This is a genomic window from Marivita hallyeonensis (assembly GCF_900129875.1).
Classification (GTDB): Bacteria; Pseudomonadota; Alphaproteobacteria; order Rhodobacterales; family Rhodobacteraceae; genus Marivita; species Marivita hallyeonensis.
Genome location: NZ_FQXC01000002.1, coordinates 610,133 through 629,037 on the forward strand (window position 1 = coordinate 610,133; position 18,905 = coordinate 629,037).

The following is an 18,905-nucleotide window of genomic DNA, read 5'->3' on the forward strand; positions in this document are numbered from 1 at the left end:
CCCCTTATTGGTGCGTCACTTTGTACAGGCATACCTGATGTGGCAGACCACAGAGGTCAAGGCCACTGCTTTGCCAAACCGGGAATAATCCGTTCCAATGACCGCTCAACGCGTCAGCGCACGAAATAGTTCACGGCGGAAGCCTCTTCAGCCGCGTTGCTGAGAATGTCGAACATGTAGCCCGCAACCGACCGAAAACACACGACCCGCGCCGTGCTGGCATCGTCCATCCAGAAAGCGGCGGCGACCTGTGCCATGCGGGTGCGACGGACCATGCCTGGTCCGAACGCGTCGGGCGACATGTCGACTGGTGCCAGTTTTGCGATCACTTCGCGCAGCATGCGCCCCTTCAGTTCGAACACACTACGCGCGTCAGAGACATTGACGGCCAGCGCGTGCGCGCCTTGCAGATGGCCCGTCAGCGCACTGACCCGATCTTCGGCTTCGGCGTAGGGGCATAACAACAGGGCCTCGTCCGGTGACATCCAGAGCGCACCGTTTTCACCGTCGAAGGCGGTCTCCCGCACGCCCGGCAAAGCCACACCGAACGCGTGCTGGACCGCCTGGACGATGGTCTTGTCCGCCAGATCGCCACGCAAGGTCACCATACCCTGCCCCGGCAGTTCCGTGATTTTCACCAGCCCGTCAAAGCTTGCGCCGCCCAGCGCCAGATGTACGTCAGACATTCTGCTTCTCCCCGTCCGGGTCATAGAAGACCGGGCTGACGATGCGCGCGGTCTTCGTATCGTCGCCGCCATCGGTGAATGTGATGACCTCGCCCATCCGGTCGGGGCCGTTCAACACGAGACCCATCGCGATCCCCTTCTGCAGCGTCGGGCTGTAATAGGTCGAGGTGACACGGCCTTCGGTGTTGGTCTGTCCGTTGGCATTGGTGCCACCGGCGATGGCGTAGGCCCCGTCTTTCAGAACCGAACCGTCGAGCGTTTCCAGCCCCACGAGCTTCCAGCGGTCTGGATCGGTCATGTGGCTGCGAGCCTGCGCGCGCTTGCCGATATAGTCGTCTTTCTTTTTCGATATGGCCCAGTCGAGGCCAAGGTCCTGCGGAATCACGGTGCCGTCGGTCTCATCGCCGATCATGATGAAGCCCTTCTCGGCTCGCATGATGTGCAGCGCCTCGGTGCCGTATGGAGTGATGTCCCACTCCTTTCCGGCTTCAAGGAGTTTATCCCAGAACGCCCGGCCCAAATTGGCTGGGACGGCGATCTCGTAGCTCAGTTCGCCCGAGAAGGAGATGCGATAGACGCGCGCCGGGACGCCTGCAAGGTCACCGTCTTTCCATTCCATGAAGCCAAGCGCGTCTTTCGACACGTCCATGCCGCCCAGCTTTTCCAACAGGTTACGGGCGTTCGGTCCAACAACGGCAACCTGCGCGAATTGCTCGGTCGCGTTCACCGTCCAGACTTTCCAGTCCCACCATTCGGTCTGCAGCCATTCCTCCATATGCGCATGAATGCGGTCCGCCCCGCCGGTGGTGGTGTGGCAGAGGAACGTGTCCTCATCGATCCGCGCGACGACGCCGTCATCGGCGAGAAAACCGTTTTCGGTGCACATCAACCCGTAGCGGCAATTGCCCGGTTTCAGCGTGCTCATCATGTTGGTGTAGAGCATGTCGAGGAAGCGGCCCGCGTCGGGGCCCTTGACGATGATCTTGCCCAGCGTGGAGGCGTCGAGCAGGCCGAGGCTGTTGCGGGTGGCGAGCACCTCACGATTGACGGCGTCCTTTACACTCTCGCCCTTACGCGGGAACGCATAGGGGCGGCGCCAGTGCCCGACCGGTTCCCAATGCGCGCCGTTGGCGTCATGCCAGTCGTGCATCGGGGTCTTGCGGATCGGTTGGAAGATGTCACCCCGCGCTTCGCCGGCGATGGCGCCCATGGAGATCGGCGTATAGGGGGGGCGGAAGGTCGTCGTACCGACCTGCGGGATATCTTCGCCCAATGCATTCGCAAGGGTCGCAAGGCCGTTGATGTTGCTGAGCTTTCCCTGATCTGTGGCCATACCGAGCGTCGTATAGCGCTTGGTATGTTCGACGCTTTCGAAGCCTTCCTGCGCGGCAAGCTGGACGTCGGAGACCTTCACGTCGTTCTGGTAGTCGAGCCACGCCTTCGCGCGCAACTTAAGCGGCGCGTTTGCGGGCATCATCCAGACCGGCGCAAGCGGCGCTTCATCCGGTGCTTCGGCCGTTGGCGCGGCATCGCTGCTCTTATCAGCACCGGTGCGGGTAGCAGCGGTTTGTCCAGCCTTTGCAGCGTTTTGCAGGATGGCGCTCAGGTTCATTTCGCCATCGGCACTGCCAGCCGGGATCACGAAGGGTTGCCCGTCGTGGCTGGTCGGGGCCTTGTCGTGGTCCGGCCGGAAGGCGGCTTGCGTCGCGTCCCACGTGAGCTTGCCGCCGCAATGGGACCAGAGATGCACCACGGGCGACCAGCCACCCGACATGGCGACGGCATCACAGAAGATCTCGGTGGTTTCGGACCCGTCGCTGTCCTGCTGGGTGACGAGGACGGAATGGACGGCCTTGTGACCCTTGACCTTGGCGATGGCCGCACCGGTCTTGACCGTCAGCCCCAGCGCCTTGGCCTCCTCCATCAGCGCGCCGCCGCCGTTGGGACGGGCGTCGAGGATGGCAGGGACTTTCAATCCCGCCTCGTGCAGGGCGATGGCGGTGCGGTAGGCGTCGTCGTTGTTGGTGACAATGACGGTGCGGTCGCCGGGGTTGATCGCGTAATTGACCACGTAGTCGCGCATGGCAGCGGCCAGCATCACGCCGGGGATGTCGTTGCCGGCGAAGCTCAGCGGGCGTTCGATTGCGCCGGTGGCGGTGATGACTTGTGCCGCGCGGATGCGCCAGAGGCGGTGACGCGGGCCTCTGTCCTCGGGCGCGTGGTCGGTGAGGCGCTCGTAGCCCAGAACGTAGCCGTGGTCATAGACCCCTGCCCCCACCGTACGGCTGCGCAGGGTGACGTTGGGCATGGCGTCGAGCGCCGCGACCGTCTCGGCGATCCAGGTCTCCGCGTCCTTGCCATCGATGGTGCCGCCGTCAACCGGCGTGCGGCCGCCCCAATGCGGGGTCTGTTCCAGCAGCAGCACCTTCGCGCCGCTCTGCGCTGCGCTCAACGCGGCTTGCAGACCGGCCACGCCGCCGCCGATCACCAGCACGTCCGTGAAGGCGTAGAAATGCTCGTAACGATCGGGGTCGCGCGCCTCGGCGGCGGGCGCCTTTCCCAAGCCTGCAGATTTGCGGATGAACGGTTCGTAGACGTATTTCCAGAACGGGCGCGGGTGGATGAACATCTTGTAGTAGAAGCCCGCGGGCAGAAAGCGTGCGAGCAGCGTGTTCACCGCGCCGATATCGTAGTCGAGCGACGGCCAATGGTTCTGGCTGGTGGCTTTCAGCCCGTGGAAGATCTCGGTCGTGGTGGCGCGCTGGTTGGGTTCGAGGGTGTCGCCCTCACCAAGGTTCACCAGCGCGTTGGGCTCTTCCGACCCGCTCGCCACCACGCCACGCGGGCGGTGGTATTTGAAGCTGCGACCCATCAGGGTCTGACCATTGGCGAGCAGCGCCGAGGCGAGCGTGTCGCCGTCGTGGCCGGTCAGGCGTGTGCCATTGAACGTGAAGGCGACATCGCGGTCGCGGTTGATCAGGCGGCCCTGTGTGGGAAGGCGGGTGCTCATGGGTCAGGCCTTGGCGCTGGCGAAGGCGTCGGTGCCTCCGGCGGGAGTTTTCTTGGCAAGATGAAGGGTCATGCGAGGTCTCTCCAGCGGAAGCCGGGGCGCTTTGCACGGATGGTGTCGAGGAGGTCTTTCGGCGGCTCGGTGGTTTGTGCTTTGTAGGTGCCGAAGACTTCGAGCGTGTTCGTACACCGCGCCGCGTGGAACCACTTGCCACAGCCATTGGCGTGCCGCCAGCGTTCGAAATGCACGCCTTTGGGGTTTTCGCGGTGGAAAAGGTAGGCGGTGAAGTCCTCGTCCGACGCGCCGGGTCCGAAGCGTTTGAGATGCGCTTCGCCGCCTGCGTGCAGCTCGGTTTCCTCGGCGTCGACGCCGCAATAGGGGCAGGTTAGGAGGAGCATTTTGCGGACTCCGAATTGGACTTGTGCATCTGGTAAGCTGCAGACCAAAGGGCAGAGCCCGGCCGCGGGTGGGTGCGAAGCGCCCGCCCATGGGGGCGGTCGGGCGCTGCCCGGCGTGCCGCCGGGCGGAGGTTCTTCTGAAGATCCATCAGTGCGCCACCCCCGCAGCGACGCTCTCATCGATGAACCGCCCCTCGCGGAAGCGGTTGAGGCCGAATTCGGCGGTCAGGGGCGAGTGGCCCTTGGCCACGAGTTCCGCCATGCCCCAGCCGGAACCGGGGATCGCCTTGAAGCCACCGGTGCCCCAGCCGCAGTTGATGAAGCAGTTCTCCAGCGGCGTCTTTGACAGGATGGGCGAGCGGTCGCCGGTCATGTCGACGATGCCGCCCCACCAGCGGAGCATCTTGAGGCGGGAGATCATCGGGAAGGTCTCGATGAGCGCGCGGACGGTTTCCTCCACATGGTGGAAGGACCCGCGCTGGGTATAGTTGTTGTAGCCGTCCGCGCCCCCGCCGATGACCATTTCGCCCTTGTCGGATTGGCTCATGTAGCCGTGCACCGTGTTGGCCATGACGACCACGTCCATCACCGGTTTGATCGGCTCGGACACCAGCGCCTGAAGAGCGACGGATTCGATGGGCAGGCGGAAGCCAGCCATCTCGGCAAGCACGCCGGAATGGCCCGCGACGACAATGCCGAGCTTGTCGCAGTCGATGTCGCCCTTGGTGGTGGTCACGCCGGTGACCTTGCCGCCCGACTGGCGCACGGCGGTGACTTCGCATTTCTGGATGATGTCCATGCCCATGTCGGAGCAGGCTCGGGCGTAGCCCCAGGCGACCGCATCATGGCGCGCGGTGCCGCCGCGCGGTTGCCAGAGCGCGCCGAGGACCGGATAGCGCGGGCCCTTGAGCTCGATGATCGGGCAGAGCTCTTTCACGCGGGCCGGGCCGATGAACTGGGTGTCGACCCCTTGCAGGCGGTTGGCATGCGCGGTGCGGCGGTAGCCGCGAATCTCGTGTTCGGTCTGGGCCAGCATCATCACGCCACGGGGGCTGAACATGATGTTGTAGTTGAGGTCCTGTGACAGCGTCTCGTAGAGGGAGCGCGCCTTTTCGTAGATCGCCGCGGACGGGTCCTGCAGGTAGTTCGAGCGGATGATCGTCGTGTTGCGGCCGGTGTTTCCGCCGCCGAGCCAGCCCTTCTCGATCACCGCGACATTGGTGATGCCGAAGTTCTTGCCAAGATAATAGGCGGTGGCGAGGCCGTGGCCCCCCGCGCCGACGATAATCACATCGTAGCGCTTTTTCGGTTCGACCTTGCGCCACGCGCGCTCCCAACCGCTGTGGTAGCGGACGGCTTCGCGGGCAACGGCAAAGGCGGAATAGCGTTTCATGTGGCACGACTCAAAGCTTGGGGTGACCTCAGGGTGTATGTGGCCCGAAGTGGCCGGCGGGCGGATACTCTGAGCGTCATGTTTCCCCGTTTTTGCGACATGGCGCTTTGTCACGGGGTTTTGCCCTTTTTTCAAGCGGCCTGCGGCTATACATCCCGGGGAACAACAAGAGGACGACGCGCATCATGACCTTCTTCTGGATCGCGACCGTGGGGTTGGCCGTGGCGATGGCGGGCCTGCTGGTGCTGGCGCTCTTGCGCGGGCAGCGCAACACCGGCCCGGCGGAAGCGTTCGACGTGCAGGTCTACCGTGATCAGCTGACCGAAGTGGACCGCGATCTGGCGCGTGGGGTGATCTCGGACGAGGATGCCGAGCGGCTGCGGACCGAGATTTCGCGGCGCATCCTTTCTGCGGATGCCAAGGTTCAGGCCACCGGTGCCGGGGGCGATCAGCCAAAGACGCTGGGTGGCGCGGTGGCGATGCTGGTGGCGGCGCTGGTCGTGGGCGGGTCGTTCTGGCTCTACGGTCAGCTGGGCGCACCGGGATACGGCGATCTGGGTCTGTCATCACGTATGGAGATGGCGCAACTGGCGCGGGAGAACCGCCCGTTGCAGGAAGAGGCCGAGGCGCAAATCCCCGAAGTCGCCAACCCGGATGTGCAGCCGGAATACGGCGATCTGGTCCAGCGCCTGCGCGGCGCAGTGGCCGAGCGACCGAATGACCTGCAGGGTCATATCCTGCTGGCACGGTCGGAAGCCGCGATGGGGAACTATGTGGCCGCCTACGAGGCGCAAGAGCGCGTATTGTCGATCAAGGGAGATAGCTCCACAGCGTCGGATTATGCGGACCTGGCCGACATGATGGTTTTGGCCGCCGGAGGCTATGTCTCGCCCGAGGCAGAGCGCGTTCTGGAGGCGGCCCTTGCGCGCGATCCTCAGAACGGGGTGGCGCGATACTACATGGGGCTGATGATGGCGCAGACCGGGCGGCCTGATATCGCCTTCCGTCTGTGGGACCAGTTGGTGCGACAAAGCCCGGCCGACGCGGCGTGGATGCCGCCGATCCTTGCGCAGATCGAGGACATGGCCTTCCGCGCGGGCGTGTCCGACTACCAGGTGCCTCGGGCCGCCGCCCTGCCCGGCCCGACCGCCGACGATGTGGAAGCGGCCGGAGAGATGACGCCGGAAGAGCGGCAGGAGATGATCCGCGGCATGGTCGCCCAGCTGTCGGACCGTCTGGCAACAGAAGGCGGACCGCCGGAGGATTGGGCGCGGCTGATTACTTCGCTTGCGGTACTGGGCGATCAGGGACAGGCGATTGCCGTCTGGAACAACGCGCAGGAAGTGTTCGCGGAGAACCCGGACGCGCTCGAGATCGTGCGTGAGGGCGCGCGGGCGGCCGGGCTGGTGCTTTGATCCGTGATCTTTGACGACATCTCTGACTTCGCCGCCGCCTTGCCGCGGATGCGCGCGATTGCGGGGATCGATCTGGGCACAAAAACCATCGGTGTCGCGGTGTCCGACGGGATGCGCAGCGTGGCCACGCCACTGGAGACGATCAAGCGGCGCAAGTTCGGTCAGGATGCCGAGGCGCTTGTGGCGATTCTCACCGCGCGCGACATTGCGGGACTGGTTCTGGGCCTACCGCGCAACATGGATGGCAGCGAAGGGCCGCGCTGTCAGTCGACCCGTGCGTTCGCCCGCAATTTCAATGCGGTATGGGACGGTCCTGTGACATTCTGGGACGAACGGCTGTCCACCGTTGCGGCAGAAAGAGCACTGTTGGAGGCGGATACGACCCGAAAGCGTCGCGCAGAGGTGATCGATCACGTCGCCGCGTCCTATATCCTGCAAGGAGCGCTGGATCGCCTGCGCCATATTGAGGCTGACTGAGCATATGAAAGACGACATCTGGAGCCGGGACGAGATCGAAAGCCCCTGTGTGAAGATCTGCGTGGTGCATCCCGAAAGCCGTCTGTGCACCGGCTGTCTGCGTACGATCGACGAGATCGGCGCGTGGTCCAAGATGTCACCTGACGCGCGTCGTGCCGTCATGGCAGAACTGCCGGGTCGAGCCGGCGAACATCGCGTGCGTCGCGGCGGGCGCGCTGCTCGGCTCAAGCGCTGAACACATTCGGTTTAGAATAAGAAACACCCGAAGCGCATCGCGCTCCGGGTTGTTCGTGTTCAGACGGTCGGATCAATCCAGACCGAAGACGCAGATGCAGAACCGCTTGGCCTTGTAGACGGCCTTGTGCGGCAGCTTCTTGGACATCTGGACCTGGTATGTACCGTTGTTCTGCACACAGTGGACCGACACCTCTTCGATCTCGTAAGGCACCTTGGCGCAGAATTTCCGACCCATTTTGTAGAACTCCGGATCGACGTTCTTGGTGAAGCTCACCTTGCGCACGCCGTTGTCATCGAAGCATCTCAGTCCTGGGTGCTTGGGTTTGGGTTTTGTGACCACGACCTTGGGATTCGGGCGATTGGGTTCCTCATCAGTTTTCTCGGGAGGCTCCGGCGTCTTAGGCGTCGTCGGTTTTTCCGGTTTTTCAATGTTTGGCTTCTCTACGGTCGGCTTGTCAGGCAGATCTCCGATTGCAAAGGCAGGCGACGCCACCAAAGCAAATATCAACAATACAATTCTCATTTCATCCCCCATTTTGAACCGCGAACATCGCGGCAGTCGTCACTGACTACGGGCGCCTTGCGAGACAGCACTCGATCGACGCCAACAAACTCCATTCGTTCCGCCGCTTTCATCAGGCGGCGACAGACGCAAGGATTGCGCCACTTTCCACGAGGAAGACCTGATCCAGCGACACAGAAGTAGCGCTGGAAACGATTGCAACCGTTTGGCCATTGGCCTGAACAAGAGTTTCACCGCTGTCACCATCCGTTGCAAGCGTGATGTCGGTGATTGCGGATGTGCCAGTTGGCACCGCAACCATAATCAGCTCATCGCTTTCTAAGTCAAAAATCACGGGCGCGTTTGACGGATCAACCCATGTGCCGGTCATGAACGTATCAGTTCCGCCTTCGCCGAAGGCGGTATCACCGGTTCCCATCTGGATCTCGTCGTTTCCGTCACCGCCGAGGAGCAAATCGGGATCGTTCAGGTCGGAGGAGTTGATGAAATCATCCTCATCGCCGTCCCAGATGCCGACAAGCTGGTCGTTTCCTGAATCGCCATCCAGCGTGTCCTCTCCGGCTTCGCCGATCAGGACGTCGGAATCATCACCGCCTAGGATGCTGTCATTGCCGTCCCCACCGAAGGCGGTGTCGGATCCGGCGCCACCACTGATGTCATCCGCACCGTCGCCGCCCACCAATTGGTCATTGCCATCGAACCCATCGAGCGTGTCATCACCCGCGTCACCGAAAACCTGGTCATCACCTTCGCTGCCCGAGACTTCGTCGTCGCCATTACCCCCGGCGACAAGGTCGTTCCCCGAATTACCGTTCAGAGTGTCATTTCCGTCGCTGCCGAAGACTTGGTCATCGCCCGACCCACCGCGCACGCTATCGTCTCCCAGCTGACCGTCGACGATGTCGTTTCCAGCCGCTCCTTCGATCGTGTCATCGCCATCTGCGCCAACGATCGTATCAATACCGCTTGTGCCGACGATGTTGTCAGGCCCATCGGTGCCAAAGATCACATCGTCGACCGTGACGAAGTCATCGGAATTGCCACCGGAGCCTACTCCTGGATCGCCGTCTGAACCGCCGTCACCACCGTCAGATCCGCCGGAGGCGATATCACCATCGCTGTCATCATCATCGTCGGACGTGTCCCAAATACCAAGGCTGGTGCCGAGGATGGCAAGGCCAATAAGTGCGGCGAGTTCCATAACGCGGTTTTCCTGATCGAAACAAATTCAATTCAAAATACCTTTCGTGCGCAATCAACTCATAAGAAAATCGACAATTTTCATGGCATTGTCCGCGTTCGCGAGACAGTTTCTAGAAAATGCGATGCATTGTTGCATATGCCATTTCGGAATGTGACGGTGCCTTATTTCTGCCACATCCAGATTTGCCCCGACTCAGGCGATTCCGGGCGCAGATAAGCGATCATGCGGCCGTGCCGTCCGGCATGGCTCGCGGGCTGCCACGGAGCGACGCCGTGGAGCAGAAACGGATTGAGTAGAACCGCTTCCCCCGGTCGTGTAAACAGTGCAACGCGTTTGCAGATCTGGAACACAGTGTTTCGCGCCTCGGTGTAGATGTCGGTCACATCCGTGTCCGCCCAAACCTCCTCGGGCAAACGGGCCAGCGCGGTCTGGAATGCCGACTGCAAAACGACGTGGCTCCCCTCCCAGACCACAAGCGGGCTGGCACCCGGTGTTGTTTCGGTCAGGGCAAGCCCAAGGATCCAATCATGCCGCTCGCGCAGGAAGCGGCGTTTGGGAGCGCCCTCGGCAAGAACGCCATCCATGTGCGCCGCATCGCGGTTGCGACGATAGCGGAAGGCCGCGTCGCTTTCCCCGGCGCGCGGGCGCGGATATCCGGGATAGATGATCGACAGCTGTGCAGGATGCAGGTCGTCACGCGGACCGATCCTATCCACCAAAGGTCCCGCGAGCGGAACGCCGTCAACAGCGCCCGTGGCGTCGGTGGGCAAGGCATCCACACCCACAAACCAAGTGCCTTCGCATTGAAGCCACCGGGTCTGCATCGCTGAGTCCTGAGAAACCAGAACAGCCCGGCGCCGCGCGGCCTGCGCCCATCGGAAGGTCTCGGGGTGCCAGGGAAACCGGACATAGCCGCGAGCGGGCCAGCCCGTCACCATACGCTCATCCGGCAATCCGGTCCGGGATCTGCATGGCCTCCAGCGCGCGCTCGATCAGGCCGAAATCCGCACCCGGGCGGGTCGCGTGTTCCGACAACACGCGCCGCCATGCCCGTGCCCCCGGTTGCCCGGCAAACAGACCCAGCATGTGCCGCGTGATCTGGTGCAGCTTGCCGCCCCGCTGAAGATGCGCATCGATATAGGAACGCATCGCGTCAAGCACGTCATAACGCGTGTGAGAGGCTCGTTTCATTCCAAAAACGCGCTCATCCACTTCGGCGAGAACCTCCCAAGGGTGATGGTATGCGGCGCGCCCGATCATGACACCGTCCATCCCGCGCGCCAGCAGATCTTCGGCCTGTGCCAATGTCTCGAGCCCACCGTTGATCGACATGCCAAGGCGCGGAAACTCCGATTTCATCCTCAGGACAAGATCGTAATCCAGCGGTGGGATATCCCTGTTCTCCTTCGGCGACAGACCCTGCAGCCACGCTTTGCGCGCGTGGATGATGAGGTAGTCGCAGCCGGCGTCCGCGACCTGCCGGATGAACGCGGGCAGTGTTTCCTCGACCAGCTGGTCATCGACACCGATCCGGCACTTCACAGTCACCGGCACGTCCACAGCGGCCTTCATCGCCGCCACACAGTCCGCCACGAGGGCGGGCGTCTTCATGAGTACCGCACCGAATGTGCCGGATTGCACCCGGTCGGACGGACACCCCACGTTGAGATTGATCTCGTCATACCCCGCCGTCGCCCCCAACCGCGCCGCCTCTGCCAGTTCGCTGGGATCAGACCCACCGAGCTGCAGCGCGACAGGATGTTCATCCGCATCGAACTCCAACAAATGCACCGCCCCACCCCGCACCAAGGCAGGTGCCGTCACCATCTCGGTGTAGAGCAAAGCCTGTCGACTGATCTGCCGGTGAAAGTACCGGCAATGGCGATCGGTCCAGTCCATCATAGGGGCAACGGCCAGGCGCGCCCCCTCGGTGGCTGCGTTCAAGGGCATTCAACGGTCTCCTCGGGTCCGCCAGCACTAGGACGGAACCTTGGCGCACACCATACGCACACGAAAGATGATCTGCCACCCTGCCCCGCGCAAAGACAAGCGAACGGCGGAGATTGCGCGTGGTCTGAAGAGGAGCAAAGGTAGTGGTTAACTTGGCGGGTCTGCCCGTTCCTCCAACGGCGCAAACAGATTCTGGCGACCGTTTCCGCCAACTATCTCAATCTCTTCGGTCCCGTCCTGACGGGCTCTCAATGAACTGGCGCGTTACGGCATGTCTAAAGGACCCCCAGAAATCGAACCGCCACCAGCACAAGGAACAGTCCGAAGAGTTGCTTCATGCGCCGATCGCTGAGGCCATGAGCAATCCGGGCACCTACCGGTGCAAGCCAGACAGCAATGGGCATAATGAACATGAACCCGAGCAAGTTTAGATATCCCAACGACGCGATCGGGCGACCGGCGACCCCAAGCCCTGTGACCACGTAGATCGCCAATCCCGGCAATCCGATCAGAAGACCGAGGCCTGCCGAGGTTGCGATTGCCTGATGAAGGCTGCGGCCGAACAGCGTCATGAACACATTGTTGATGTTCCCGCCGCCGATCCCAATCAGCGCGGACAGAAAACCGATAAGAAAGCCGATTACTCCTCGCCAGGGCTGTCCGGGCAGGTCGTCGGCCAGGCGCACTGCGTCGCTGCCCAAAAGCATTTTTGCCGCAATCGCCAGCGCGATCACTGCAAAAACGAGGCGCAGCATTTCGCCCGAGGCGTTCGAGACAATGAAACCTGCGGAAAGGACGCCCAATGGCACAAGCAACACCCATTGGCGCAACAGTCTAAGATCGGGCGCGCCCTTTGCTGCGTGGGCCCGAAACGAAGTCAAAGCCGTCGGCAAAATGATCGCAAAAGAGGTTCCGATCGACATATGGGTCCGGACCGAGGGATCGACGCCCATAAACCCGAAGAGCTCGTAGAGCACGGGGACGAGAACCGCCCCGCCCCCTATGCCGAAAAGCCCCGCGAGGATGCCCGACAAGGCACCCGCCATAGCCGCCAGGACCGCGGCTACGCCGAGCGCATGAAGACTCCAGACCGCTTCCATACCGGTGTCGTCTGTGCCGAAGTCCGGACTAGGCCACAACCACAGAGAGATCGCCCACACTGTCGATATGGCCTTCAAGACGGTCCCCACGCTCAACAGGACCGACCCCGGCAGGCGTACCGGCCATGATCAGATCACCTGCGCCGAGCGTGAAGTGTTCCGAGAGGTAGGCGATCATCTCGGGCGTTTTCCAGATCATCTGGTTCAGGTCACCGCTTTGCCGCAACGCGCCATTGACTTTCAGGGTGATGGCCCCTTCGGACGGATGCCCGATCTCGGAGGCCGGGCGAATGGGAGTCATCGGAGCTGAGTGCTCGAACGCCTTTCCGATCTCCCAGGGACGCCCCATTTTCTTCGCTTCGCCCTGAAGATCTCTGCGGGTCATATCAAGGCCGACACCGTAGCCCCAGACATGGTCGAGCGCAGCCTCCAGAGGTATGTCGCTCCCCCCCTGCCCCAGCGCAACGACAAGCTCGATCTCATGGTGCACGTCGTTTGATTTCGGGGGATAGGGAAAGGTGCCGGACAGATCGATGTTGTCGGGGTTCTTCTGGAAAAAGAAGGGAGGTTCTCGATCGGGATCGTGCCCCATCTCCACGGCATGAGCGGCAAAGTTGCGGCCGATGCAGTAGATCCGGCGCACTGGAAACAACTGGTCGGATCCTTGAATGGGCAGAGTGGTGACGAAGGGTGTGGGAATGGCGTGAGCGTTCATGCTTTCTGTCCTGTCATGTGTCGGTGTGCCGACAACGTCGGCGCTTTCTTTGGATAGCGGGTCAGGTTGGTGGCGGAACTCCGACTTCGGACGCGATTTTGTCGAGTTCTGCCCGAAGCTTGGGATGTAGGGCAATACCGTCGGTCTCGACGGACTTGCGTCTTTCGGATTTTCCGTCGCCGGGCAGCCGCACGGCCGGATGGTCCGGCAGAGGCGCGACATCGCGCATCTGATTGAAAATCCGTTCGACTGATGACTCGAACAGGTCAGGGTCGACGAAGGCCGATATGTCGATTGCGGCCACGAACTGTCCTGTATTGCTGGACTTTTCAGGATGCTTGGTGAAGTCCACCACATCCGATCCGAATGCGGCGCCGTTCAGAGTACCGGCCAGCAGCCCGATCGCCACGGATAGCCCAAAGCCCTTCGGCCCGCCGATGGGCAGGAGAAACCCCTCGTCCTTGCGCTGTGGGTCGGTGAGCGGGCGACCATCACGACCGACCATCCATCCCTCCGGCATTTGTTCGCCGCGCTGGGCGAGTGTCTTGATCTTGCCCATGGCCGCGACAGTGGTCGCCATGTCGAGGATGAATGGATCCACGCTGCTGCTTGGCGCCCCGACCGCGATGGGATTTGTCCCGAGCAGAAGCTCGGTCCCGCCAAAGGGCGGCACGTGATTGGCGCTTCCCACTGCGGCGCATAGGCCGATCATCCCGACCTCGGTCTGCGGCCGGACATAAAGCGCCGCGGGTCCCGCATGGTTGCCACGTCGTATCCCGACCCAACCGATACCCGCCGAGCGCGCCTTGTTCATCGCCAGGTCACAGGCCGCCATCATCGCAAGATGCCCCAGCCCGTCGTCGCCGTCGATCAGCGCTGTGGCGTCACGTTCGGCGACGACGCGAATGTCGGGCGTCGGATTGCAGCCGCCTTCTCGCAGCCGGGCAACGTATTGCCGCAGCCGAAACACGCCGTGCGTGTCGTAGCCATATGCGTCCGCCTCTACCATGAGCCCGGCCACCTTTGCCGCATCCGTATCGGGCACACCCAGCGACCGGAAGACGTTTGACGCAAAGCCGCGAAGCGCTTCGGGCGAAGTGTTCACCGCCTCAGGCATCGCCGGCCCCTACGCGTTCCTTGTGCCAGAACACAACCTTGCGCTGCGTCCAGGAGACCGCTGCGAAGACGGCCAGTCCGACGAGGCTCAGGTAGAGGATGAGCGAGAAGACGCGTGGCGTGTTCAGCTGAGACGCGGCCACGCGGATGAGTTCGCCGAAGCCCTTGCCGCCGCCGAGAAACTCGCCGGTGATCGCGCCGGCCATGACACCCACGGCGCCGATCTTGAGACCTGTGAAAACTTGCGGCAACCCGGTCGGCAGCTTCATCTTGATCAGAGTCTGCATCCGGCTCGCGCCCATTGTCTTGAAGAGCATCCGCGCGTTTTCGTCGGCGGAATGAAGGCCCGCCGCCGTGCCCACGACGATGGGAAATGTCGCGATGAATGCCGCAAGCGCGACCTTGGACTCGATGCCGAATCCCAGCCAGGCCACAAAGAGTGGCGCGAAGGCGACCTTCGGCATGGTATCGATGGCGACGAGATAGGGCATCACGGCCTTTTCGCCGAAGGCTGTCTCGCCGACGAGAACACCGAGCGAAAACCCGATCGCGATGGCGAGTGCGAAGCCGTAAATCACCTCTTGGATCGTGATCCAAAGCGCGCCCAGCATGTACCCGCCGGTCAACAGGTTCTTTCCGACGAAGATCATGTCGTTCAAGGTCTCCATCGGGGTTGGAAGGATGATCGGCGACACAAGCTCCAGCGCGGTGACAAGCTGCCAGCTGCCGATGAAGACCACGAAGACAAAACTCATCGCCAGCCAGCGCGGAACGGCATCGATAAACGCGATCTCCTGTTTCCAAACCGTATCCTGGACGGTTTCGAAATCCCCCGGGCTATTCGTCTGAAACTCGGTCACATGTCCTCTCCCTTATCGAGAAGGCCGCGGATATAGTCGACGATCTCGCCAAATTTCGGCGTGGTCATCATGTCGAGTGTGCGCGGCCGCGGCAGGTCGACCTCGACAATCTCGGCGATACGGCCCGGACGCGGCTTCATCACGACGATCTCATCAGAGAGGATTACGGCTTCCTGAATCGAGTGCGTGACCAGAAAAGCCGTCGCATTCTGCTCGCGGCAGATGCGCTGAAGCTCCATGTTCATCATGTCGCGCGACAGCTCGTCCAGCGCGCTGAAAGGTTCGTCGAGCAGAAGGACCGCGGGTTCGGTGATGAGCATCCTGCAGATCGAGGCGCGTTGTGCCATCCCACCGGAAAGCTCGTTCGGGTAGACGTTTTCGAAGCCCTTGAGCCCCACGACATCCAGAAGTTGGTGCGCTTTTTCCACCGCTTTCTTCGCGGCGGCCTTTCCGTCACGGATCTCGATTGGCAGCACGATGTTTTCGACTGCCGTCTTCCAGGGAAAAAGCGTCGCCTGCTGGAACATCATTCCGATGTCGCGTCGGGGGCCTGTAACCGGCACGCCCTGCAGAACCACCCGGCCCTTCGTGGGCGGAATGAGCCCCGCCATGATCTTCAACAGAGTGGATTTTCCGCAGCCGCTGGACCCGATGACAGAGGTAAAGCTGCCCTTGCGAAGCGTCAGGCTGACGTCTTCAAGCGCCACCACAGCGTTGCGCGCATAGGTCTTGCTGACATGGGCCAGATCGTAGACCGGTGCGCCAACTGGCGCACCGGAGTATTCTAAGGCGACGGCCGGTTTCATTCGCCGACAGCCGCGTTGCCGATTTCGGCGAACTCGTTGGTCCAGGCCGCGCTCAGGTCGTCGAGGGGACCGGAGATTTCACCGCCCTTGACGAGAGCGTCTTCCCATTCCTTCCAAACTTCGGCGGGATACCAACCCAAGTGCTTGGAGTCGTCGGTCGGGATTGTCTTCGAACGCACCGCGTCAAACAGCGCGGACTGGAACTCCTTGTCCTCCCCCTCCTGCGGGTTGCCGGCCGCCAGATGTGCGAGGACCGCCTCGCGATTGGCGTCGTCCAGTGCGAAGGCATGACCCTTTGCGAAGGCCCGGCTCCATGCCTCGACCAAGTCGCGATCGTTCTCGATCGTCTCGGCCATTGTCGCGATGCCGTTGCCGAAGAAGCGGCCGAACTCTACCGGGGTGATGTCCCTTACGGCCATCCCGCGCTGGTTGAGGATCGCTGTGTCCGCAGTCGATGACGAGTAGGCGGCGATTTCACCATTCATGAAGGCCGCCGTTGCCGGACCGCCGTCGCCCACGGTGAGAAACTCGAAGTCCGCTCCTTCGGACATGTTCGCACCGGTCATCACATTTCGTGCGAAGCCCACTTCGGCACCATCGGCGGTGCCGGTGCCGATGACCTTGCCTTTCAGCTCCTCGACCGACTGGATCTCGGAATCTTGCGGAACCGCGATGCCAAAGTTGCTTCGTGCTGCGACGTTATAGATGTGTACGGCGTCGACACCGCGCGACCGTGCGGCAAGGAGCGGCCCCGGCCCGGGACGTCCGAAATGCGCCTGACCGGCGGAGAGCGCCTGAAGCACCGCGCCGGAGCCGTTGATGGCCTCGACAGTGACGTTCAGCCCTTCCTCCTCGAAGTATCCTTCGCCGATGGCGACGAAAACGGGAAACGAGTTGATAGCCGAAGGGCTCGGCTGAACGAAGGTGATGTCGCGCAGATCTTGCGCCGTTGCAGCGCCGCCGAGCAGCCCGAGTGCCGAAACGGATGCAAGCGCAGCGGCGGCGAATGTTCTCCTGGTGATCATGGTAGTCTCTCCTCCCTTGAAACTGTCACGCTTGCGGTCCGCTCAGGCGACCGCAGGCGATTAGATGGCGCGCACCGTGTTGCGGAGTTCGCCGATGCCGGAAATGCTGCAGATGATAAGGTCGCCGTCCTTGAGGAACCGGGGCGGTTCCATCGCGTAGCCGACGCCCGATGGAGTCCCGGTCGCGATGATGTCGCCGGGCTCCAGGGTCATGCCTTCGGACAGCGACGCGATCAGCGTCGGGATGTCGAAGATCATCTGTGATGTGGTCCCGTCCTGGCGGGTTTCGCCGTTGACGCTCAGACCGATGGATAGATTGTGCGGGTCTTCGATTTCGTCGTCGGTCACGATGCACGGCCCGACCGGGCAAGACCCGTCCATGCCCTTGCCCTTGAAGTACTGTCCGCCGTGCCGGCGCTGAATATCGCGCGCCGAGATGTCGTTTACGATCGTATACCCGAACACATGATCCATCGCCTCGGCCTTCGGGATATTGCGGCCCGGCTTCCCGATGACGACCGCGAGTTCGACCTCGTAGTCAATCGACTCTGAGACGGACGGGAAGATCAACGTGTCCCCGTCCGGCGGTACGATCGAGGTGGGCGGTTTGGTAAAGAAAACCGGGTACTCCGTGACTCCGACGTTCTGGTTCTGCGCGCGATCGCCTTCCGCGATGTGTTCGGCGTAGTTCCGACCGACACAGAAGACGTTCTTGTGCGGCTTCGGGATGGGGGCCACAAGTGCAGCTCCCTCGCTGGCAAGACATCCGTTCAGCCGGCCTGCCGACGCCAGATCGTGAAGCCGCCGGCAGGTTGCCAGGGCAGATCCGGAGTCCTGAATGACTTCGAGGAGGCTTCCCGGAAGCTGGCTTCCCTGGTCTACGAGACCCAAGTCAACTGCGCGTTCGAGCGCACACCGGAAATCCAGAATGCCCTTATCCATAAGGGCTCCGATGCGCTGATGGTCATGTTGCCGATCTTCGAAGGTAACCAACTTCATCGCATGCAGGCCTTTCGTATCTTCATCGGGATCCGGCACCGCTCCCACGGCTGACCGAGCCCCAACGATTCGGGTTATCTTTTATCGATTATCTGTTATAAAAAACTTTCAGTAAGTCGATTTTCGCAACCAATGAGGGAATTGGTCGGGAATGGGTCCAAGAGCGAAACTTGCAGACGACCTTGAGCGCGTGTCTGCGCATCTCGATGAGCTTGGCCTCGGGATGAACGATCAACTGCCCGTGGAACGAACGCTTGCAGCAAATCTCGGGATCTCACGCGACCGCCTGCGAAAGGTGCTTGGCGTTCTCGAAGATGACGGCAAAATCTGGCGCCAAGTCGGCCGGGGCACATTTATCGGTCCACGGCCTGTTCTGAATCTGGCGGATGTCGCCTTTCTCGGGGACCATTCTTCCCCGCGAGAAGTCATACAGGCCCGCATAGCAATAGAGCCGAGCATCGCAGCCCTTGCTGCGACCTACGCGACCCAGCAGGACCTGAAGGAAATCAAGCGATGCGCCAGAATGTGCAGAAAATCAGAGGACTGGCGGGGCTACGAGGTTTGGGACCTGAGCTTTCACCGAGCGATTGCCCGCGCCACACGGAACCAGGTCCTTATCCATCTTTTTGAAACGCTCAATCTGGTCCGGAGAACCTCGTCCTGGCAAATCAGACGCAGCACCCCCGGGCCCTTACCCGACTATGCGAGCTTTGACGAACACGACGAGATCTGCCGTGGTATCGAACTGCGGGAAGAGAAATGTGCCGCCGATGCCCTGCGCCGTCACCTCGCCACGGTAGAGGACAGGATCACAAGGCAGCAGGCCACTTAGTCGCCCGGTAGAAGGTCGCAGCGCAATCCGGGTCCGGGTTTTGCCGAGAGGTCGGCTTCGAGGCGCCGACCGGCATGACGTCCCCTTTCTGGCGTCAAAGGGCGAAGTCATCCTTTTCTCGGTCTCCGTCATGGGTGCATCCGAACCCGCGCTACCGGC

19 protein-coding genes are annotated in these 18,905 nt (G+C 62.1%); 4 read left to right on the forward strand and 15 right to left on the reverse strand.

The window, feature by feature from the left end:
- Positions 1-113: 113 nt before the first annotated feature.
- The 4 genes from BUA42_RS08690 to BUA42_RS08705 all read right to left on the reverse strand — a co-directional run bounded on the left by BUA42_RS08690 (position 114) and on the right by BUA42_RS08705 (position 5,487).
- Positions 114-686: a sarcosine oxidase subunit gamma gene (locus BUA42_RS08690; RefSeq protein ID WP_072777288.1), complete on the reverse strand. Its 573-nt coding sequence runs from the start codon at positions 684-686 to the stop codon at positions 114-116.
- The gene (locus BUA42_RS08695) at positions 679-3,696 is read right to left on the reverse strand and encodes a sarcosine oxidase subunit alpha family protein (RefSeq protein WP_072777289.1); all 3,018 of its coding nucleotides are present in this window, start codon (positions 3,694-3,696) and stop codon (positions 679-681) included. Before BUA42_RS08695 ends, BUA42_RS08690 begins: the two co-directional genes overlap by 8 nt.
- 68 nt (positions 3,697-3,764) lie before the next feature.
- The gene (locus BUA42_RS08700; RefSeq protein WP_072777290.1) at positions 3,765-4,094 is read right to left on the reverse strand and encodes a sarcosine oxidase subunit delta; all 330 of its coding nucleotides are present in this window, start codon (positions 4,092-4,094) and stop codon (positions 3,765-3,767) included.
- Positions 4,095-4,242: 148 nt separating this feature from the next.
- Positions 4,243-5,487, reverse strand: coding sequence for a sarcosine oxidase subunit beta family protein (locus BUA42_RS08705; RefSeq protein WP_072777291.1), 1,245 nt, complete (start codon positions 5,485-5,487; stop codon positions 4,243-4,245).
- A 185-nt stretch (positions 5,488-5,672) separates the two neighbouring features.
- On the opposite strand from BUA42_RS08705, the gene ccmI reads away from it, so the two are divergent.
- Genes ccmI through BUA42_RS08720 form a run of 3 tightly spaced genes read left to right on the forward strand, consistent with a single transcriptional unit; the run spans position 5,673 to position 7,614 of the window.
- On the forward strand, positions 5,673-6,902 hold the full coding sequence (ccmI, locus tag BUA42_RS08710) for a c-type cytochrome biogenesis protein CcmI (protein WP_072777292.1): 1,230 nt from the start codon (positions 5,673-5,675) through the stop codon (positions 6,900-6,902).
- A gap of 3 nt (positions 6,903-6,905) precedes the next feature.
- Positions 6,906-7,379, forward strand: a complete 474-nt coding sequence (gene ruvX / locus BUA42_RS08715) for a Holliday junction resolvase RuvX (protein ID WP_072777293.1) — start codon at positions 6,906-6,908, stop codon at positions 7,377-7,379.
- 4 nt (positions 7,380-7,383) lie between these two features.
- A complete protein-coding gene (locus BUA42_RS08720; RefSeq protein ID WP_072777294.1) occupies positions 7,384-7,614 on the forward strand; it encodes a DUF1289 domain-containing protein in 231 nt (76 codons plus the stop codon).
- Positions 7,615-7,686: 72 nt separating this feature from the next.
- Here BUA42_RS08720 and BUA42_RS08725 read toward each other — a convergent pair whose 3' ends face one another.
- The 11 genes from BUA42_RS08725 to BUA42_RS08775 form a co-directional block, all read right to left on the reverse strand.
- A complete protein-coding gene (locus BUA42_RS08725) occupies positions 7,687-8,139 on the reverse strand; it encodes a hypothetical protein (protein ID WP_072777295.1) in 453 nt (150 codons plus the stop codon).
- A gap of 112 nt (positions 8,140-8,251) precedes the next feature.
- On the reverse strand, positions 8,252-9,340 hold the full coding sequence (locus tag BUA42_RS08730; RefSeq protein WP_072777296.1) for a calcium-binding protein: 1,089 nt from the start codon (positions 9,338-9,340) through the stop codon (positions 8,252-8,254).
- Between the two features lie 164 nt (positions 9,341-9,504).
- On the reverse strand, positions 9,505-10,167 hold the full coding sequence (locus BUA42_RS08735) for a phytanoyl-CoA dioxygenase family protein (protein WP_245818977.1): 663 nt from the start codon (positions 10,165-10,167) through the stop codon (positions 9,505-9,507).
- Positions 10,168-10,285: 118 nt separating this feature from the next.
- Positions 10,286-11,293 carry a tRNA dihydrouridine(20/20a) synthase DusA gene (dusA, locus tag BUA42_RS08740; protein WP_072777298.1) on the reverse strand — a complete coding sequence of 336 codons (1,008 nt, stop codon included), beginning with the start codon at positions 11,291-11,293 and terminating at the stop codon, positions 10,286-10,288.
- 275 nt (positions 11,294-11,568) lie between these two features.
- Complete coding sequence (locus tag BUA42_RS08745) at positions 11,569-12,393, reverse strand: sulfite exporter TauE/SafE family protein (protein WP_072777299.1); 825 nt, start codon at positions 12,391-12,393, stop codon at positions 11,569-11,571.
- Between the two features lie 28 nt (positions 12,394-12,421).
- Positions 12,422-13,108: a fumarylacetoacetate hydrolase family protein gene (locus tag BUA42_RS08750; RefSeq protein ID WP_072777300.1), complete on the reverse strand. Its 687-nt coding sequence runs from the start codon at positions 13,106-13,108 to the stop codon at positions 12,422-12,424.
- A 61-nt stretch (positions 13,109-13,169) separates the two neighbouring features.
- Positions 13,170-14,225, reverse strand: a complete 1,056-nt coding sequence (locus tag BUA42_RS08755) for an Ldh family oxidoreductase (RefSeq protein WP_072777301.1) — start codon at positions 14,223-14,225, stop codon at positions 13,170-13,172.
- The gene (locus BUA42_RS08760; RefSeq protein WP_072777302.1) at positions 14,218-15,084 is read right to left on the reverse strand and encodes an ABC transporter permease; all 867 of its coding nucleotides are present in this window, start codon (positions 15,082-15,084) and stop codon (positions 14,218-14,220) included. Before BUA42_RS08760 ends, BUA42_RS08755 begins: the two co-directional genes overlap by 8 nt.
- The gene (locus tag BUA42_RS08765) at positions 15,081-15,890 is read right to left on the reverse strand and encodes an ABC transporter ATP-binding protein (protein WP_072777303.1); all 810 of its coding nucleotides are present in this window, start codon (positions 15,888-15,890) and stop codon (positions 15,081-15,083) included. Before BUA42_RS08765 ends, BUA42_RS08760 begins: the two co-directional genes overlap by 4 nt.
- Positions 15,887-16,915 (reverse strand): ABC transporter substrate-binding protein, encoded by a 1,029-nt coding sequence (locus BUA42_RS08770; RefSeq protein ID WP_084066168.1) that lies wholly within the window; start codon positions 16,913-16,915, stop codon positions 15,887-15,889. Before BUA42_RS08770 ends, BUA42_RS08765 begins: the two co-directional genes overlap by 4 nt.
- Positions 16,916-16,975: 60 nt before the next feature.
- Positions 16,976-17,914 (reverse strand): fumarylacetoacetate hydrolase family protein, encoded by a 939-nt coding sequence (locus BUA42_RS08775; protein ID WP_072777503.1) that lies wholly within the window; start codon positions 17,912-17,914, stop codon positions 16,976-16,978.
- A gap of 151 nt (positions 17,915-18,065) precedes the next feature.
- On the opposite strand from BUA42_RS08775, the gene BUA42_RS08780 reads away from it, so the two are divergent.
- A complete protein-coding gene (locus BUA42_RS08780; RefSeq protein ID WP_072777304.1) occupies positions 18,066-18,746 on the forward strand; it encodes a FadR/GntR family transcriptional regulator in 681 nt (226 codons plus the stop codon).
- Positions 18,747-18,905: the final 159 nt, after the last annotated feature.

Coding starts and splice junctions, on each gene's coding strand:
- BUA42_RS08690 (WP_072777288.1), bottom strand. CDS start 686: ATGTCTGACGTACATCTGGCGCTGGGCGGCGCAAGCTTTGACGGGCTG.
- BUA42_RS08695 (WP_072777289.1), bottom strand. CDS start 3,696: ATGAGCACCCGCCTTCCCACACAGGGCCGCCTGATCAACCGCGACCGC.
- BUA42_RS08700 (WP_072777290.1), bottom strand. CDS start 4,094: ATGCTCCTCCTAACCTGCCCCTATTGCGGCGTCGACGCCGAGGAAACC.
- BUA42_RS08705 (WP_072777291.1), bottom strand. CDS start 5,487: ATGAAACGCTATTCCGCCTTTGCCGTTGCCCGCGAAGCCGTCCGCTAC.
- ccmI (WP_072777292.1), top strand. CDS start 5,673: ATGACCTTCTTCTGGATCGCGACCGTGGGGTTGGCCGTGGCGATGGCG.
- BUA42_RS08720 (WP_072777294.1), top strand. CDS start 7,384: ATGAAAGACGACATCTGGAGCCGGGACGAGATCGAAAGCCCCTGTGTG.
- BUA42_RS08725 (WP_072777295.1), bottom strand. CDS start 8,139: ATGAGAATTGTATTGTTGATATTTGCTTTGGTGGCGTCGCCTGCCTTT.
- BUA42_RS08730 (WP_072777296.1), bottom strand. CDS start 9,340: ATGGAACTCGCCGCACTTATTGGCCTTGCCATCCTCGGCACCAGCCTT.
- BUA42_RS08735 (WP_245818977.1), bottom strand. CDS start 10,167: ATGCAGACCCGGTGGCTTCAATGCGAAGGCACTTGGTTTGTGGGTGTG.
- dusA (WP_072777298.1), bottom strand. CDS start 11,293: ATGCCCTTGAACGCAGCCACCGAGGGGGCGCGCCTGGCCGTTGCCCCT.
- BUA42_RS08745 (WP_072777299.1), bottom strand. CDS start 12,393: ATGGAAGCGGTCTGGAGTCTTCATGCGCTCGGCGTAGCCGCGGTCCTG.
- BUA42_RS08750 (WP_072777300.1), bottom strand. CDS start 13,108: ATGAACGCTCACGCCATTCCCACACCCTTCGTCACCACTCTGCCCATT.
- BUA42_RS08755 (WP_072777301.1), bottom strand. CDS start 14,225: ATGCCTGAGGCGGTGAACACTTCGCCCGAAGCGCTTCGCGGCTTTGCG.
- BUA42_RS08765 (WP_072777303.1), bottom strand. CDS start 15,890: ATGAAACCGGCCGTCGCCTTAGAATACTCCGGTGCGCCAGTTGGCGCA.
- BUA42_RS08770 (WP_084066168.1), bottom strand. CDS start 16,915: ATGATCACCAGGAGAACATTCGCCGCCGCTGCGCTTGCATCCGTTTCG.
- BUA42_RS08775 (WP_072777503.1), bottom strand. CDS start 17,914: ATGAAGTTGGTTACCTTCGAAGATCGGCAACATGACCATCAGCGCATC.
- BUA42_RS08780 (WP_072777304.1), top strand. CDS start 18,066: ATGGGTCCAAGAGCGAAACTTGCAGACGACCTTGAGCGCGTGTCTGCG.